The organism is Streptomyces sp. JL2001 (assembly GCF_050917515.1).
GTDB lineage: Bacteria > Actinomycetota > Actinomycetes > Streptomycetales > Streptomycetaceae > Streptomyces.
The window spans coordinates 2,951,092-2,965,006 of sequence record NZ_CP169421.1; the positions used below are offsets into that span (position 1 = coordinate 2,951,092).

Below are 13,915 nucleotides of genomic sequence, written 5' to 3' on the forward strand. Positions count from 1 at the left end.
GTCGCGTCGCTGCGCGATGGCCTTCGGCCACCCTTGACCCGTCACCTCCACCCGCCTTTTCACACTCGGAGGGCGGCCCGGGGGATGGGCCCAGGCGGGGGGCCGACGGCGCGCGCAGCGCCGTCGGCCCCCGTCGGCTCCGGGGGTGGCTTCCCGCACCCATTGAATGGGGCAGCTGGGCATGGCTTAGCGGGTGCCGCTCGATTCCCGCTGGGATTCATGCCCCGCTGGTCACTCTCCGGTGGGGGTGAAGCCGAATCCGGAGCCGTCATCGCCAGTTCGGGCCAGGGGGCGGGTCGCGCAGGGCGGCGGGCCGTACGGATCCCATCCACCCCACCAGCCCCATCACCGGTCTGGGATCGGCTGCTCAATGACGCTACGGCGTACATTAAGCCCCCCAAGAGTCCGATATGACCGTGAAGTCCATTATCCCGTCTGGGTTACCGCAAGTAATGTACGCGCTAGCGTCATTCAGTCGGGCTGCGGGGTTCAGGCGGCGGCGCCGAGGGCGAGGGCGCCGATGACTGGGGCCGCGTAGACCAGGGGGAACGGGACGTGCGCGTACACACGGGCGCGGATCACGGTGATGGCAGCCCCGGCGAAGTACAGCACCAGACCGATCCCGGCGAGGACGCCGATGATCGGCACGGCAAGTCCGACCAACAGGCCGATTGCCCCGGCGGCCTTGGCCACGCCGAGCCAGACCCACCACGACTCGGGAACGCCGTACTCGGCCAGGGGTTCCACCACCCATGCGGCCCGAAAGAAGACGGAGCCGGCCGAGAATCCTGCCATCAGGGCGGCCAGAACAGTGACGATGACGTAGGTGATGAACATCGGAAGGGCTCCTCAGCAAGGGTGTCTTGAGTCCGTCACCCCTCTGACACCCCTCACGAAGAAAACGTGACAGCCGTCCCGAGTTCTTTTTTCGGCGCCCGATTCACGCCCCTCGGGCGTCGGCTCACACCCACCGCAGAGTGACCAGCGGGGCATGAATCCCGACCAATGGGCGAGGGATTGCCGCTAAGCCGTGCTCAGCCGCCCCATTCAATGGCCGCGGTGAACCACCCCCGGGCCCGACGGACGCCGACGGCGCCCCGGCCCACCGGGCCCCGGAGCGGATGCCCCCTCCCGGGCCGCCCTCCGAGTGTGAAAAGGCGGGTGGAGGCGACGGGTCAAGGGTGGAGCGAAGCGAAATCGGCGAAGCCGACGCGACGAAGGAGCGCCCTTGAAGCGGCGCCGTAACCCGCCACACTCGGAGAGAGGGCGGCCAACCACCAGAACCCACCCAAGACCGGCCCACCCCAAGCCCCCAAAGGACCCGCACCTCAAGCCCCCTCAGCGAAGTAGCCGTGTTCCCGAAGAGCCTCTCCCCCGGCGGCCCAGGGCGGTCCAGGTGGCGAGGGCGAGGACAAGTGCGGTGCCCAGGCCGATTCCGCTGAGGCCCACGGTGCGCATCGTGTCCTGGTGGTCTCGTTCGTGGCCGGCCAGGCCAAAGACGGAGGTGTCGGTGTCGCCCGCGTAGGCCGGGCCGGTCTGCGGCGTCCCTCGGAGGGAGACGTTCAGCGCCAGGGGAACGGGGGCCGGGACGCGGCGGTCGAGGGTGAGCTGGAGGTAGTACGACCCCTGGAAGCGCATCGCGTTCACGGCGTCCGGGCCGGTCCGGGTGCGGTTGGCGTACGCGGCCGGGGCCGTGACGAGGGGAATGGTGGCGGGCCGGCCGGAGTAGAGGGCGGTGTGCTCCTCGACCGCGCCGCGGGCCGGGTTGTAGAGGGTGACACGCAGTCCGTCGGGAGTGACGGTGCTTTCCGCTTGCGCCGAGTTGGCGAACTGCGCATTGACGCAGAGCTGCTGCCCCCAGGCGACGGGCACCCGGTAGAAGCGGCTCTCCCCGGGGCGGAGGGTGTCGCGCCAGACTCCGTCGCCGACGGGGGCGGCGTCGTTGAACCCGGTTCCGCCGCTGGTCTGCTGCGGGGGCTGGGTGGGCGGCGGGGGTGCGGCGGTGCTCCACGCGGTGGGGGCGGGCGGTGGTGTGGAGCCTGCTTGGAGGCCGGGCTCGACGACGTACTTCAGCTCGATCGGCCGGCGTGCCGTGGCCGCGTCCTGGTCGCGGCCGACTCCCTCGACGACGAGCACGTACTCGCCGGGTTGCTGACAGTCGCGGCCGGGTTCGATGCGGCGGCTGACGTAGTCGGCGATCGGGCGGGCGGATCCGCCGTAGAAGCGGATGTCGTTCAGCTGCCCGCAGGCCAGGCCCGAGGGCGAGGTGAGGGAGAGGGTGATGCCGTCGACGACGCCGACGGCGCTGCCGGGCGTCGGGGCGAGGACGGCGGAGAGGAAGGCGTTCGAGGTGCCGTCGAGCTGCACCCTGTACTGCTTCCGCTCTCCCTTCGCGATCGTGTCGGTGTACGTACCGGGCCCGGGGAGCGTCGACGCCTTGCCGCCGGAGGTGGCGCCGCTGACGGGTCGGGCGTCCTTTGCGGTCCGGTACGCGGGTATGGGGTCGGCGGGGGCCGACCCCAGGGGGACGAGGGCGAGCGCGAGGGCGGGTACGGCGGCCGCGGCGGCGCCTGTGAACATCTAGCCGCCCGTCGTCCGCGGGAAGGAGACCTCGACGCGCCGGTTCTTCTTGCGGCCTTCCTCGGTGCGGTTGTCGGCGATGGGGTAGTCCTCGCTGTAGCCGCGGATGTCGAAGGTCTTGCCGGGGTCGAGGTTCTTGGCGAGTTCCTGCTGTACGGCGTCGGCGCGCTGTTTGGAGAGCGTGAGGCCGTGTTCGTACGAGCCGAGGTTGTCGGTGAAGCCGAAGACGCGGACCTTGCCGGAGTTCTGCTTGTTGATCTCGACGGCGATGGCGGCGATGCGGGCGGTGGCGGCGCTGCTGAGTTTGGCGCTGTCCTTGGGGAACAGCACTTCGGCCTGGAGCGCGAAGGTCACGTCGACGTTGGTGTCCTCGCGTCGCTGTTCTCCGCCTTCCTCCTCGACGACCTGTTTGATGTCGAGGATCTTGGCGGGGGCGAGGGTGGCGCCGTCGGGGAGCATGAGTTCGGGCGAGTTGGCGTCGATCTCGGGGGGCGGCGATGCGGAGGAGGTGGACCCGGGGGGATCGTCGGCGAGGGCGGGGCCGACGGTGAGGGTGGACACCGTGACGAGGGTGGCGGCGGCGAGGACCGCGAGGCGGTGGGGAGTGGTGGTGGTCATGGCGGCAGCACCTCAGGAGAGTTTGATGGTGCCGGGGTCGAAGGTGGGTAGCTGGAGGGAGACTTGAGTGGTGCTGGCAGGTGGCGCGGGGAACTGCATGAAGACGGCGGCGGACTCCCCGGCTCCGATGATGCTCAGTCCGGTGGTCGTGAGGGGGCGTCCGTCTGTGTCACGTAGGACGTAGTAGCGCTTCTTCTCGGCGGAGTCCACGAGGGTCGCTCCACCGAGGGAGTTGCCGTGCTTCAGGACTTCCGTCTCGTTGCCCTGGACTGCCACAGGAACAGCACGGCTCTTGTCCGAGGCGTTCTTGAGCGATCCCTTGACGGTGACGAAGCCACCCGGATCACGCTGGGCCGAGTTGATGGTCAGCTCGAATCCCTCCGGCCCCTTGATGACGGCCAGCACTTCGGCCGGCTCCTCGGTCTGGGCTCCCTTGCCCTCTTCCGTGGGCTTCGGGGCGCTCTTACTCGCGGAAACCTTGTCCTTCGGGGGCTCGTCCTCGCTGCCGCAGCCGGCGACGCCGAGGACGAGAGCCGCAAGGACGACGGCGATCGTCCCCCTGCGGGTCTGCGTTGCGTACCGAGCGCTCATGAGTCGGGGTTCCTTCGCTTGTCAGTCGGCCAGTCGAACGGTGAAGAGATCGGCGGCGCTCGGCAGTCTCGGGTCCTCCGGGTCGATCTCCCAGGCGACGCCGTGACAGGTGAGTCCGAGAATGGGGCTGGGCTCTGTCGGGGTCGGCGTGGGTGTCGGATCCGGATCGGTGGGGTCCGGCGACGGTTCTTCCGGCTCCGGTGTGGGCTCGGGCGCCTCGAAGGTACAGCGGGGTTCGATGACCGCCGAAGCCGTTGCGATGGCGTGTTGCTTCTCCGTGCCGGGGACGACGGACGCACCGACGGTGTTCAGGGTGCGGACTTCCACGCTGAAGCCTTCTTGGTCGGGAAGGGGCCCGCAGCCTTCGCCCGAGAGCGTTGCCCGGTTCTTGGTCGCGAAGGTGGCCGCCTGTTGGCAGGCGGCCGTTCCGTCGTAGCTTCTGCCGTCGATGAAGTCGTCCCACTGTGCGGGGTCGAGGATGACGTCGAGCCAGCCGTCCCTGAGCTGGTCACGCGCGTCCTGGGCCGCTGCGAGAGCCGCGGCGTCGGCGGCTGTCTGGGCGCCGTTGCGGGTAGAGGCGGCCTGGCCGACGACGAAGTAGGCGAGCGCGAGGAAGAGCAGGCCCGCCACCACCGTGATGTAGATGGGGAACGCCTGCCCTGAGTCCCCGCAGATCGTTACTTGCTGGTCAACTCCGCAATCTTGTTGGTGATCGCGCCCTTGATCGTCTGCCCGATGTCCGTACCGGTGATCGCCACCACGATCGCCACCACCACCACGATGATCCCCAGGTACTCGACCGCCGTCTGTCCCCGGTCGGCGCCCTGTGCCCGTCGTCGTCCCCCGTGCCGCGCCGTGTCGCGCGCCCAGCTCGACAGGTGAACCTTGGCCTTGGTCACGGCCCTCAGTAGCGTGTCGTTCATCCTGACCTCCTCTGGGTTCCTGCTTGTCGGTGCCGTTGTCGGCTCCGGCACGGTATGCCCGGGGTCGCGGGGGCGAACAGGGTCCAGGGGCCCAAAGGTGGTGGGGGGTGGTCATGTTGCCGTCCTTGTGCCGAGCCAGGCTGCTATGGCTTCGCTGCGGGTGCGGCTGTGGAGTTTGGCGAAGATGCGGTTGATGTGGTTCTTGACCGTCTTCTCGCTGATGAAGCAGGTGTCGGCGATCTGGCGGTTGCTCATGCCCGATGCGATCAGGTCCATCACTTCCGCCTCCCTCACACTCAGTCCAAACTGTGCCACATTCCGTTGCGCTTGCGAAGATGGAATCCCAAAACGCAATGAATTCGCGATGCTTGGCAAGGGCAAACCGTGTGCAGTCGCACCCCTGACCACTCCCAGCAGGGCGTTGGCTGCCGTCGGGGTGAAGTGGGCGCGGCCGGCTCGGACGTCGCGGACGGCGGTCACCAGTTCCTCGGCGGTGAACTCGCCGTGGACCAGGTAGCCGCCCGCCCCCAGGCGCAGTGCCTCGCGGACCACGGCGCTCTCGCCGGTGTAGGTCAGCATCATCACGGGGGCGAGGCGGACCAGTCCGGGCAGGGCGGCGAGGCCGTCGAGTTCGGGCATGCGGACGTCGAGGAGGACGACGTCCGGGCGGAGGCGTTCGGTCTCGGTGACCGCGGTGCGGCCGTTGGTGGCCTCGGCGACGACCTCGATGTCGGGGCGGCCGCCGAGGAGGGCTGTCAGGCCCGCGCGGACGACCGGGTTGTCGTCCGCGACCAGCACTCTGAGTGTCATACGCCGACCGTCCTCCCTACCGGGAGCTCCAGGCGGACCTCCGTGCCCGTCGCGGCGGCGCCGCGTCCGATCCTGATGCGGGCTCCGACGCCGGCGGCTCGTTCCACCATGCCGACGAGGCCGAAGTGGCCGGTTCTGCGCAGTTCGTCGAGGGTGGTGCCGGGTGGGAGGCCGGGGCCGTCGTCGCGGACGCTGATGCGCAGCAGGCCGTCGTGGACGCCGGCGGTGACGTCGATGCGGGTGGGGTGGGCGTGCCGGCCGGCGTTCTCCATCGCTTCGGTGGCGATGGTGAGCAGTTGTCGTGCCACGGGGTACGGGACGGGTGGCGCGGTCTCGTGGCCGCTGCCGCGGTAGGCGGCGGTGATGCCGGAGCGGCGGGTGAAGTCGCGTACGCGGTCGGCGAGTTCCGCGGTGACGTCGACGTCGCCGGTGCCGTGGCCGGTGTAGGTCTGGCGGCGGAGGTCGGCGAGGAGTTCGCGGGTTTCGGCGGCGGCGCGGCGGGCGGAGCGGGCGACGAGGCCGGCTTGGTCGCGGAGGGCGGGGGGGCCGTCGGTGGCGGCGAGGCCGTCGGCGGCGAGGGCGAGGCCGTGGAGGGTGGTGGCCACGGAGTCGTGCATCTCGCGGGCGAGGCGGGCGCGTTCCTCTTCGACGGCCTGGGCGGCGGCGAGGCGGGTGCGGACGTCGGTGAGGGCCTGGCCGGCGGCGCCGAAGCGGAGGAGGAGGTTGCCGAGGGTGACGCCGAGGGCGCCGGTGATGACGCAGAGGCCGGGGAGGAGGGTGGCTTCGCCGAGGCCGACGTCGGTGTGGTGGGGGTCGGCGGCGTGGATGGCGAGCAGGATCAGGGACTGGAGGCTGGCGAAGACGGCGGCTCCTCGCCAGCCGTAGCCGAGGCCGGCGAGGAGGGGGGTGCAGACGCTGACGTAGCCGAGGGTGCTCTGGGGTCCTGCGGTGACGAGGAGCAGGGAGCCGAGGAGGGTGTCGGCGGCGAGCAGGGTGGGGTGGCGCAGGAGGAGGGGGCCGAAGCGTTCCCAGTCCCGGAAGAGGGCGTAGGAGGCCATGAAGGTGATGAGGACGGCGGTGCCGACGAGTTTCTGGGGGAGGCCGGGGGCGGCGTTGAGGAGGGCGGCGGGGGTGGCGAGGGCGATCATGGCGAGGCGGAAGCCGAAGACCTGGCGGCAGAGCGCCTGGAGGGCGTTGACCTGGATGTCGGGGGTGGGTGCCGGTCCCATGGGTGTCATTCCCCGGTGAGGGAGCCGAAGTCGGTGCCTGTTCCGAGGAACAGGCCGGCGCCGAGCAGGATCATCGTGGCGGGGACCATCAGGGTGGTGATGACCATGGTGGCCTTGGGTACGGCTTTGGCGGCCTTCCTGCGGGCGTTCTGGGCGTCGGTGCGTCGCATGTCGTTGGCGATCTGTATGAGGGTCTCGACGATGGGGGCGCCGAGTTCCTCGCCTTGCTGGAGTGCGGTGACGAACTGGGCGACCTGTTCGCTGTCGTTGCGGCGGCGGAGTTCGTCGAAGGCCTGGCGGCGGCTGACGCCCATGTCCATCTGGCGCAGGGTGATGCGGAGTTCGTCGGCCCAGGGGCCTTCGTACTTGTCGGCGACGCGGTCGAGGGCCTGGCGGAAGCCGAGTCCGGCGGAGACGACGACGGCGAGGACGTCGAGGAAGTCGGGGAGGGTGCGTTCGATCTGGTCCTTGCGGATGCGGATGGCGGACCAGATGCCGACTTCGGTCCAGAAGGCGGCGAAGGCGAAGAGGAGGAGGGCGACGAGGATGTCGCCGTTGGAGAGCATGACGAGGCCGCCGAGGCCGCCGAGGAAGCCGTAGACGGCGCGGCGGGCGCCGTAGCGGTCGATGGTCAGGCCGCCGGGGTTTCCGGCGAGGTCGATGCGGCGTCGGACGGCGTTGACTCGTTTGGGGCCCATGAGGCGGAGCACGGTGGCGGAGTAGCGCATGCCGAGGCGGTCGACGGCGGAGTCGACGGCGCCGGTGCGGGTGGCGCCGACTTCGAGGGCGAGTCGGAGGTCGCCGGGGAGTCTGGCGTCCGCGCGGTAGAGGCGGATGCCGTGGAAGATGCCGGCGACGGCGAGGCCGGCGGTGAGGGCGAGCAGCAGGTCCACGTCGTCCTCCTCCTCAGACGTCGATCTTCGAGAAGCGGCGGATGACGGCGAAGCCGACGACGTACAGGGCGAAGGCGATGACGACGGCGAACTGTCCGAGGCCGGAGCCGGTCATCCGGTCGAGGGCGCCGGGTTGCATGTTGTCGATGAGCAGGAGGGAGCCGATGCCGATCACGGGGACGGCGTAGGCGGTCATGCTGACCTGGGACAGCTGGGTGCGGACTTCGCGCCGGGTCTCCTTGCGTTCCTCCAGGGTCTCGGTGAGGTTGCGCAGGGAGGAGACGACGGTGCCGCCGGCCTTGTTGGCGAGGACGAGGGTGGTGACGAGGACGACGAGTTCGCGGGAGGGGAGGCGTTCGGCGAGTTCGCCGAGGGCGTCGTCGAGGGAGGTGCCGACGGCGAGTTGCTGGGCGACCTTCTCGAGTTCGTCTCCGGCGGGGGCTTCCATCTCGTCGGCGGCCATGCTGAGGGCCATGCGCAGGGCGAGTCCGGCCTGGGTGGCGTTGGCGAGGATGCGGGAGAGTTCGGGGAGTTGGTTGATGAACTTCTCGATGCGTTTCTGTCTCTGCCAGCCGAGGAATCCGAGGGCGGCCCAGATGCCGAGGAGGCCGCACAGGGGGCCGAAGAAGGGGGACAGGGCTGCCTGTCCGATGGCCCACAGGGCGGCGACGGCGGCGGTCATGGCGGCGACGAACTCGCCGGGGGTGAGGTCGAGGCCGGTGGCGGAGATCCGCAGTTCGAGGCGGCGGCCGAACCGGGTGCGGCGGAGGCGTCTGTCGAGGGTGCGGAAGCGGCGGCGGCGTCCGGTGGTGTGCGGGGTTCCGGTGTCGCTGAGGCGGGCGACCAGGGCGGCGCGTTGGGCGGCGCCGTCGGCGTACAGGCGCAGGCCGGTCACGCCGAGGAGGCAGGCGAGCAGCGTGACGCCGATCGTGAGCAGGGCCGGATCGTTCATCGTCGCTTCCTACTTCGCTTCTCGGGTGGCGAGCTGGTCGTCGGTCGCGGCGACGCCGAATGCCTGGGGGATGGGCTGACCCGCCATGTAGAGCCGGTCGGCGACGCGGCGCGGGAGGGGGTGGTAGCGGAACTCGCCGTGGACCCGGCCGTCGGCGGTGAGCGGCTGGGCGAGGAAGCGGCAGACGGTGGCGATGGTGAACCGTTCGCGTCCGTGGGAGGCGAGGATGGCGATCTCGGTGATCCGGCGGGTGCCGTCGGGGTGGCGGGTGAGCTGGACGAGGACGTCGACGGCGCTGTTGATCTGGTCGCGGAGTGCTTCGAAGGGGACTTTCACCTCGGACATCGAGGCGAGGGTCTGGAGGCGGGTGAGGGCGTCCTCGGCGGAGTTGGCGTGGACGGTGGCGAGGGAGCCGTCGTGGCCGGTGGACATGGCCTGGAGCATGTCGAGGGTCTCGCCGCCGCGGACCTCGCCGACGATGATGCGGTCGGGGCGCATGCGCAGGGAGTTGCGGACGAGGTCGCGGATGGTGACCTGGCCGCGGCCTTCGATGTTCGGGGGGCGGCTTTCGAGGCGGATGACGTGGGACTGCTGGAGCTGGAGTTCGGCGGAGTCCTCGATGGTGATGACCCGTTCGCCTTCCGGGATGAGTCCGGAGAGGGCGTTGAGGAGGGTGGTCTTCCCGGTGCCGGTGGCGCCGGAGACGATGATGTTGAACTTGGCCTGGACGAGTCCGGCGAGCAGGAACAGCATCTGGTCGTCGAGGGAGCCGAGCGTGATCATCTCGTGGAGGGTGTACGCGCGGGGGAAGCGGCGGATGGTGAGGGTCGCGCCGGTGAGGGACAGCGGCGGGATGACGACGTTGACGCGCTCGCCGGAGGGGAGCCGGGCGTCGACCATGGGGTTGGACTCGTCGACGCGGCGGTTGACGGTGGAGACGATGCGTTCGATGGTCTGCATGAGCTGGTCGTGGGAGGCGAAGCGCAGCGGCAGCAGTTCGACGCGGCCGGCTCGTTCGATGAAGATCTGGTCGGGGCCGTTGACCATGATCTCGGTGATGGAGGCGTCTTCGAGGAGGGGTTCGAGGACGCCGAGGCCGAGGGCCTCGTCGACGACGCGGCGGATGAGCTGGGCGCGTTCGGCGGTGGAGAGGACGGGTCCCTCGCGGCTGATGATGTGGCCGAGGACGCGTTCGAGGCGGGCCCGGCGCTCGGCGGCGGCGAGCGCGGACATCTCGGTGAGGTCGATCTCCTCGAGGAGTTTGGCGCGGAAGGTGGCGACGAGGTGGCCGTCCTCGCGGCCGCCGGGGCCGGTCTCCTCGGGGGCGCTGATGCGGGACCGCAGACTCATGACGCGTCCTCCTCGGTCAGTGGCATGGTCGCGGACTTGCGTACGTCGCCGAAGGTCCAGAAGGGGACGACGGACGGGATGCGGACGGTGACGGAGGCGACGGCCTCGGTCGTCCCGGGGTCGACGGAGACGCGGCTGCGGTCGGCGATCCAGCCGCTCATGGCGGACCGGCCGGCGGTTTCCGGGTCGAGGGGGGAGTCGTCCTGGGTGGCGGCGCGGGCGGCGGCGCGGGCGCCGGTGCCGGCCTGCTGGGCGGCGTAGGCGGCGAGTCCGAGCTGGATGCCGGCGAGGGCGACGAGGAGCAGGACGGGCAGGAAGCCGAGGTACTCGATCGCGACCTGGCCGCGGTCGCGGCGGCGGCCGGTACGGGTCGGGCCGCCGGGCGTGGGGGTTCGGCGGGCGTGGGTACGCCCCGGGGCGGCGGGCGTACGGGTCCCCCCGCGGGCGGCGGGCGTACGGGTCCCCCCGCGGGCGGCGGGCGTACGGGTCCCCCCGCGGGCGGTCTCGGTCCCGGCCCCGGCACCGGGGCCCCTGTCGTGTGTCACGGCCGCTCCCTGTCCTCCCGTACGGCTCCGGCGTCGGCCTCGACGTCGAAGGGGAAGCTGATCGCGCCGGGGAAGAGCACCGGGACGCGCAGGGTGACCGTCGCGTGGGCCATGCCGCCTTCCGGGGCGCACGTGACCTTCGCGCCGCTCGCCCATGCCCCGTCGAGATTCCGTGTACCGGCCTCGTGGCAGTCGTCCCCGACCGCGTACGCCCGTGCCGCCTCGTCCGCCGCGTTCCCGGCGAGCGAGAAGGTGTAGCCGACCAGGACGCACTGCCACAGCAGCACCAGGGTGAGCAGGATGAGCGGCACCATGCCGAGGAACTCGATCGCCACCTGTCCTTCGTCGTCCCGGTACCGTCCGGTCATCGCTCCCGCCCTCCCGCGCGTCGGCGGAGCCCCAGCGAGCCGCGGTCGTTGCCCCGGGTGACGCGGGCGAGCTGCCCGCCCGGCCGGGTTCCGGTGCCGTCGGGGGCTTTGACCAGGCCGAGTTCCCCCGCGAGCGACCACAGCGCCTGCTTCACCGAGGAGCGGGCGTCGAGGTCGTGCAGCCGGCCCGCGTCGACGACGCCCTGGAGTTCCTTGAAGTTGGCCGGTACGGCGACGCCGGCCATCCGGGTGCCGGTGATCTTCTGGATGAGCGCGGGCTGGATCTCGGTGGAGCGGTGGTAGCGGTTCACGAGCGTGGTGCTCTCCTCGGCCTTGCGGATCTGGAGGCGGTCCCACATGCGGACGGTCCGCTTGGCCGCGCGGACCGCGACGACGTCGGGGGTGGTGACGAGGAGGGCGGTGTCGGCCGTCTCGACGGCGGCGGCGTTGGCGCCGGTGAGGTAGGTGCCGCAGTCGACGACGACGACGTCGTACCGGGTGCGCAGGGCGCCGATGATCTGGCGGGCGGAGCGGTCGGCGACCTCCTCGCCGCGTTCGCCGTCGCCGGGGGCGAGGAGGAGCGCGAGGCCGGTCTCGTGGGTGTAGACGGCGTCCTGGAGGACGCGGGGCGAGATGTCGTCGACGGCGGCGAGGTCGGCGAGGGAGCGGCGGAACTGGACGTCGAGGTAGGAGGCGACGTCGCCGCCCTGGAGGTCCATGTCGACGAGGGCGACGCTGCGGCCGGAGGCGCGGGCCGCGAGGGCGAGCTGGACGGCGGTGACGGTGGTGCCGACGCCGCCCTTGGCGCCGCTGACGGTGACGACGGTGCCGCCGGGGCCGGCGAGGGTCTCGGCGCCGCTGCCGAGGTGGCGGCGGACGCCGGCGGACCACTGGGCGGCGGCCTGGACGCGGCTGGCGAGTTCCTCGTAGTGGAGCGGGAGGGTGACGAGTCCGCGGGCACCGGAGTCCATGGCGGCGGAGAACAGGACGGGGCTGGCGTCGGAGGTGATGAGGACGACGCCGACGGCGGGGAAGCGGAGGGCGACCTCGCGGATGAGTTCGAGGGCGGGTACGGGCCCGATGCGTTCGTGGACGAGGACGACCTCGGGGAGTTCGTCGAGGGAGGTGGCGGCGAGCCGGGCGAGGGTGTCGACGAGGTGGGTGGAGTCGGCGACGGGCGGGGCGGGTTCGGCGTCGGGGAGCTGGCTGAGCAGGCTGATGACGGACCGGGCGGCGTCGGGGTCGCCCACGGCCGGCAGGATCCTGGTGGTCATACCGGCCTCACTTGTCCTTGTCGAGCGTGTAGGTGCGGTCGCCGGGGGTGAGGGTGTCCTCGCTGCCGGGTGCGACGAGCGCGAGGCGTACGTGCTCGGCGAAGGACTCGGCGTAGGCGACGCGCTGGGTGTCGAGGGTGGAGAGGGCGAAGGTGATCGGGACGGCTTCGGTGGCGCGGTTGCCGCGGTCGTCGCCCTTGGCGTCGATCGGGGTGAGCGTGCCGACGTCCAGGACGCGGGCGTTGCTGACGATGACCTTGGACTGGGCGGGTGTGCCGCCGCGTTCGGCGGCGAACGTGGCGTAGATGTTGACGGTCGCGCCGGGGGTGATCTTGCCGGCGACGCCGGTGGCGGCGTCGATCATGATGGCGATCTCCTGCTGGCCGGGGCGGAGCGCGGGCCGCTTGACGATCATGTCGGTCTGCAGGAGGGAGCCGCCCTGGAGGGTGGTGACGGCGATCTTGCCGCGGATCTGGGAGAGGTCGGTGACGGCGTTGGCCGAGAGCCATCGCCGGGGCATCGAGATCTTCTCGAACTGGCCCTCGTCCAGGGCGGTGTAGGGCGGGACGTCCTTCCTGATCCGGTACGCCGTGACCTCGGGTCCGACCTTGGCGTTGGCGTCGCTGATCACGGAGAGGACTCCGGCGAACGCGCCGAGGGCGCACAGGACGGACAGCAGGAGCAGGAGGACGCCGCGGCGCTGGCGGGAGTTCATGGCCGTACAACCTCGATCGGATGGGTGTGACGCGGCGGACGGGGGACGCGGGGCGGGGACGGCTGGGGCGGCGGGGTGGTCGCGCGGTTACGGGACACGGCTCGCGGGGCCGTGGCGTCCGGCCGGCGGGGCGGTGGCCGTGGCGGGCGCCGTGGGCACGGGTGCGGAGCAGAAGCCGCAGCGGTCGCCGATGAGTTCCATCCGGCACCAGTGGCAGGTCTCGCGCCGTACGGAGGAGACCAGTTGGTGGAGGATGGCGATGTCCGGCAGGTAGGCGGCGAACTCCACGAGGCGCCCGGTGCCCCACCAGCGGGGCGATTCGGCGGGCAGGGGGGCTTCCTGGACGCCCTGGACCTGCCAGCGGGGTACGAGGCTGCCGGCCGGCCAGTCGGTCTGCAGTTGGCCGCGGGCCAGGACGAGTTGGGTCACGAACTCGGGTCCGGCCGGTGGTTCGGCGCCGGGGCCGATCCGGATGAGCTGGGGTACGGGTCCGGCGAGGACGGCGAACTGCGCCCCGGGCATCCAGCCTTTGACGTGGGATTTCAGGGTGACGGGGACGCGGTCGAGCTTGGCGACCGAGCCGAGGACGGCGCCGGCGTAGATGTAGTGGGCGAGCAGCCGGGCCGCGGTGGCGACGACGCCGGGGCTGAAGTCGCAGGCGGACAACTGGCGCAGTTGCCGGGCCAGTACGGCGACTCCCAGCGGTGGCAGGTCGGACTTCACCAGGGCGATCCGGTCGCTCTCCAGGAGGGAGCGGACGGCGTGCAGACGGCGGGCGGTGGCGGTCGGCACCGAGGAGGGGCAGACCACGATCACATGGCCGTAGCGGTCGAGGAGGAGTTGCAGGTCGGCGACGGCGGAGGCGAGTGGCTGGGTCTCCGGGGCGGGGAGGACGACGGCGTCGGGTGTCTGCTGGTCGGTCGGTGGCAGCACCAGGTCGGCGCTGGTGACCGCGATCGCTGTCGGCACGTCAGGCTCCCCGTCGACGTCACTCTGCGTTCACCGCGCCATCGCGCAGCGCGGTTGCCTCTGCACTTTATCCACGAGGCCCGGGGTGGTGAACAGAC

At 71.2% G+C, this 13,915-nt stretch carries 16 protein-coding genes; all 16 read right to left on the bottom strand.

The features are described from left to right. Positions 1-489: 489 nt before the first annotated feature. The 16 genes from ACE1OA_RS12855 to ACE1OA_RS12930 all read right to left on the bottom strand — a co-directional run bounded on the left by ACE1OA_RS12855 (position 490) and on the right by ACE1OA_RS12930 (position 13,817). Positions 490-837: a DoxX family protein gene (locus ACE1OA_RS12855; RefSeq protein WP_432752798.1), complete on the bottom strand. Its 348-nt coding sequence runs from the start codon at positions 835-837 to the stop codon at positions 490-492. A 501-nt stretch (positions 838-1,338) separates the two neighbouring features. Continuing rightward, positions 1,339-2,580, bottom strand: coding sequence for a hypothetical protein (locus tag ACE1OA_RS12860; protein ID WP_386545913.1), 1,242 nt, complete (start codon positions 2,578-2,580; stop codon positions 1,339-1,341). After that, the gene (locus ACE1OA_RS12865; RefSeq protein ID WP_384870733.1) at positions 2,581-3,198 is read right to left on the bottom strand and encodes an OmpA family protein; all 618 of its coding nucleotides are present in this window, start codon (positions 3,196-3,198) and stop codon (positions 2,581-2,583) included. Positions 3,199-3,210: 12 nt separating this feature from the next. Further along, positions 3,211-3,789, bottom strand: a complete 579-nt coding sequence (locus ACE1OA_RS12870) for a hypothetical protein (RefSeq protein ID WP_384870735.1) — start codon at positions 3,787-3,789, stop codon at positions 3,211-3,213. Between the two features lie 21 nt (positions 3,790-3,810). Further along, a complete protein-coding gene (locus ACE1OA_RS12875; protein ID WP_432752799.1) occupies positions 3,811-4,419 on the bottom strand; it encodes a pilus assembly protein TadG-related protein in 609 nt (202 codons plus the stop codon). A gap of 47 nt (positions 4,420-4,466) precedes the next feature. Beyond that, positions 4,467-4,712: a Flp family type IVb pilin gene (locus ACE1OA_RS12880; protein WP_356780705.1), complete on the bottom strand. Its 246-nt coding sequence runs from the start codon at positions 4,710-4,712 to the stop codon at positions 4,467-4,469. Positions 4,713-4,823: 111 nt separating this feature from the next. Beyond that, complete coding sequence (locus tag ACE1OA_RS12885; RefSeq protein WP_356606735.1) at positions 4,824-5,522, bottom strand: response regulator transcription factor; 699 nt, start codon at positions 5,520-5,522, stop codon at positions 4,824-4,826. Next, on the bottom strand, positions 5,519-6,751 hold the full coding sequence (locus tag ACE1OA_RS12890; RefSeq protein WP_432752800.1) for a sensor histidine kinase: 1,233 nt from the start codon (positions 6,749-6,751) through the stop codon (positions 5,519-5,521). The genes ACE1OA_RS12885 and ACE1OA_RS12890 overlap by 4 nt, the downstream gene beginning before the upstream one ends. 5 nt (positions 6,752-6,756) lie before the next feature. Next, positions 6,757-7,644, bottom strand: a complete 888-nt coding sequence (locus tag ACE1OA_RS12895; RefSeq protein ID WP_356606731.1) for a DUF5936 domain-containing protein — start codon at positions 7,642-7,644, stop codon at positions 6,757-6,759. Between the two features lie 13 nt (positions 7,645-7,657). Continuing rightward, positions 7,658-8,596, bottom strand: coding sequence for a type II secretion system F family protein (locus ACE1OA_RS12900; RefSeq protein ID WP_432752801.1), 939 nt, complete (start codon positions 8,594-8,596; stop codon positions 7,658-7,660). A gap of 9 nt (positions 8,597-8,605) precedes the next feature. Next, positions 8,606-9,946 (bottom strand): CpaF family protein, encoded by a 1,341-nt coding sequence (locus ACE1OA_RS12905; protein ID WP_432752802.1) that lies wholly within the window; start codon positions 9,944-9,946, stop codon positions 8,606-8,608. Further along, the gene (locus ACE1OA_RS12910; protein WP_432752803.1) at positions 9,943-10,491 is read right to left on the bottom strand and encodes a TadE/TadG family type IV pilus assembly protein; all 549 of its coding nucleotides are present in this window, start codon (positions 10,489-10,491) and stop codon (positions 9,943-9,945) included. Before ACE1OA_RS12910 ends, ACE1OA_RS12905 begins: the two co-directional genes overlap by 4 nt. Further along, positions 10,488-10,859 (bottom strand): TadE/TadG family type IV pilus assembly protein, encoded by a 372-nt coding sequence (locus ACE1OA_RS12915; protein ID WP_384870748.1) that lies wholly within the window; start codon positions 10,857-10,859, stop codon positions 10,488-10,490. The genes ACE1OA_RS12910 and ACE1OA_RS12915 overlap by 4 nt, the downstream gene beginning before the upstream one ends. Then, positions 10,856-12,133, bottom strand: a complete 1,278-nt coding sequence (locus ACE1OA_RS12920; RefSeq protein WP_356606723.1) for an AAA family ATPase — start codon at positions 12,131-12,133, stop codon at positions 10,856-10,858. The genes ACE1OA_RS12915 and ACE1OA_RS12920 overlap by 4 nt, the downstream gene beginning before the upstream one ends. Positions 12,134-12,140: 7 nt before the next feature. Next, entirely contained in the window at positions 12,141-12,848 is a 708-nt protein-coding gene (cpaB, locus tag ACE1OA_RS12925; protein WP_432752804.1) for a Flp pilus assembly protein CpaB, read from the bottom strand. 87 nt (positions 12,849-12,935) lie between these two features. After that, positions 12,936-13,817: a hypothetical protein gene (locus tag ACE1OA_RS12930; RefSeq protein WP_356780717.1), complete on the bottom strand. Its 882-nt coding sequence runs from the start codon at positions 13,815-13,817 to the stop codon at positions 12,936-12,938. Between the last annotated feature and the right edge of the window lie 98 nt (positions 13,818-13,915).

Excerpts from the sequence above, each read along its gene's own strand:
- ACE1OA_RS12855 (WP_432752798.1), bottom strand. The coding sequence starts at position 837 with ATGTTCATCACCTACGTCATCGTCACTGTTCTGGCCGCCCTGATGGCA.
- ACE1OA_RS12860 (WP_386545913.1), bottom strand. The coding sequence starts at position 2,580 with ATGTTCACAGGCGCCGCCGCGGCCGCCGTACCCGCCCTCGCGCTCGCC.
- ACE1OA_RS12865 (WP_384870733.1), bottom strand. The coding sequence starts at position 3,198 with ATGACCACCACCACTCCCCACCGCCTCGCGGTCCTCGCCGCCGCCACC.
- ACE1OA_RS12870 (WP_384870735.1), bottom strand. The coding sequence starts at position 3,789 with ATGAGCGCTCGGTACGCAACGCAGACCCGCAGGGGGACGATCGCCGTC.
- ACE1OA_RS12880 (WP_356780705.1), bottom strand. The coding sequence starts at position 4,712 with ATGAACGACACGCTACTGAGGGCCGTGACCAAGGCCAAGGTTCACCTG.
- ACE1OA_RS12885 (WP_356606735.1), bottom strand. The coding sequence starts at position 5,522 with ATGACACTCAGAGTGCTGGTCGCGGACGACAACCCGGTCGTCCGCGCG.
- ACE1OA_RS12890 (WP_432752800.1), bottom strand. The coding sequence starts at position 6,751 with ATGGGACCGGCACCCACCCCCGACATCCAGGTCAACGCCCTCCAGGCG.
- ACE1OA_RS12900 (WP_432752801.1), bottom strand. The coding sequence starts at position 8,596 with ATGAACGATCCGGCCCTGCTCACGATCGGCGTCACGCTGCTCGCCTGC.
- ACE1OA_RS12905 (WP_432752802.1), bottom strand. The coding sequence starts at position 9,946 with ATGAGTCTGCGGTCCCGCATCAGCGCCCCCGAGGAGACCGGCCCCGGC.
- ACE1OA_RS12915 (WP_384870748.1), bottom strand. The coding sequence starts at position 10,859 with ATGACCGGACGGTACCGGGACGACGAAGGACAGGTGGCGATCGAGTTC.
- ACE1OA_RS12920 (WP_356606723.1), bottom strand. The coding sequence starts at position 12,133 with ATGACCACCAGGATCCTGCCGGCCGTGGGCGACCCCGACGCCGCCCGG.
- cpaB (WP_432752804.1), bottom strand. The coding sequence starts at position 12,848 with ATGAACTCCCGCCAGCGCCGCGGCGTCCTCCTGCTCCTGCTGTCCGTC.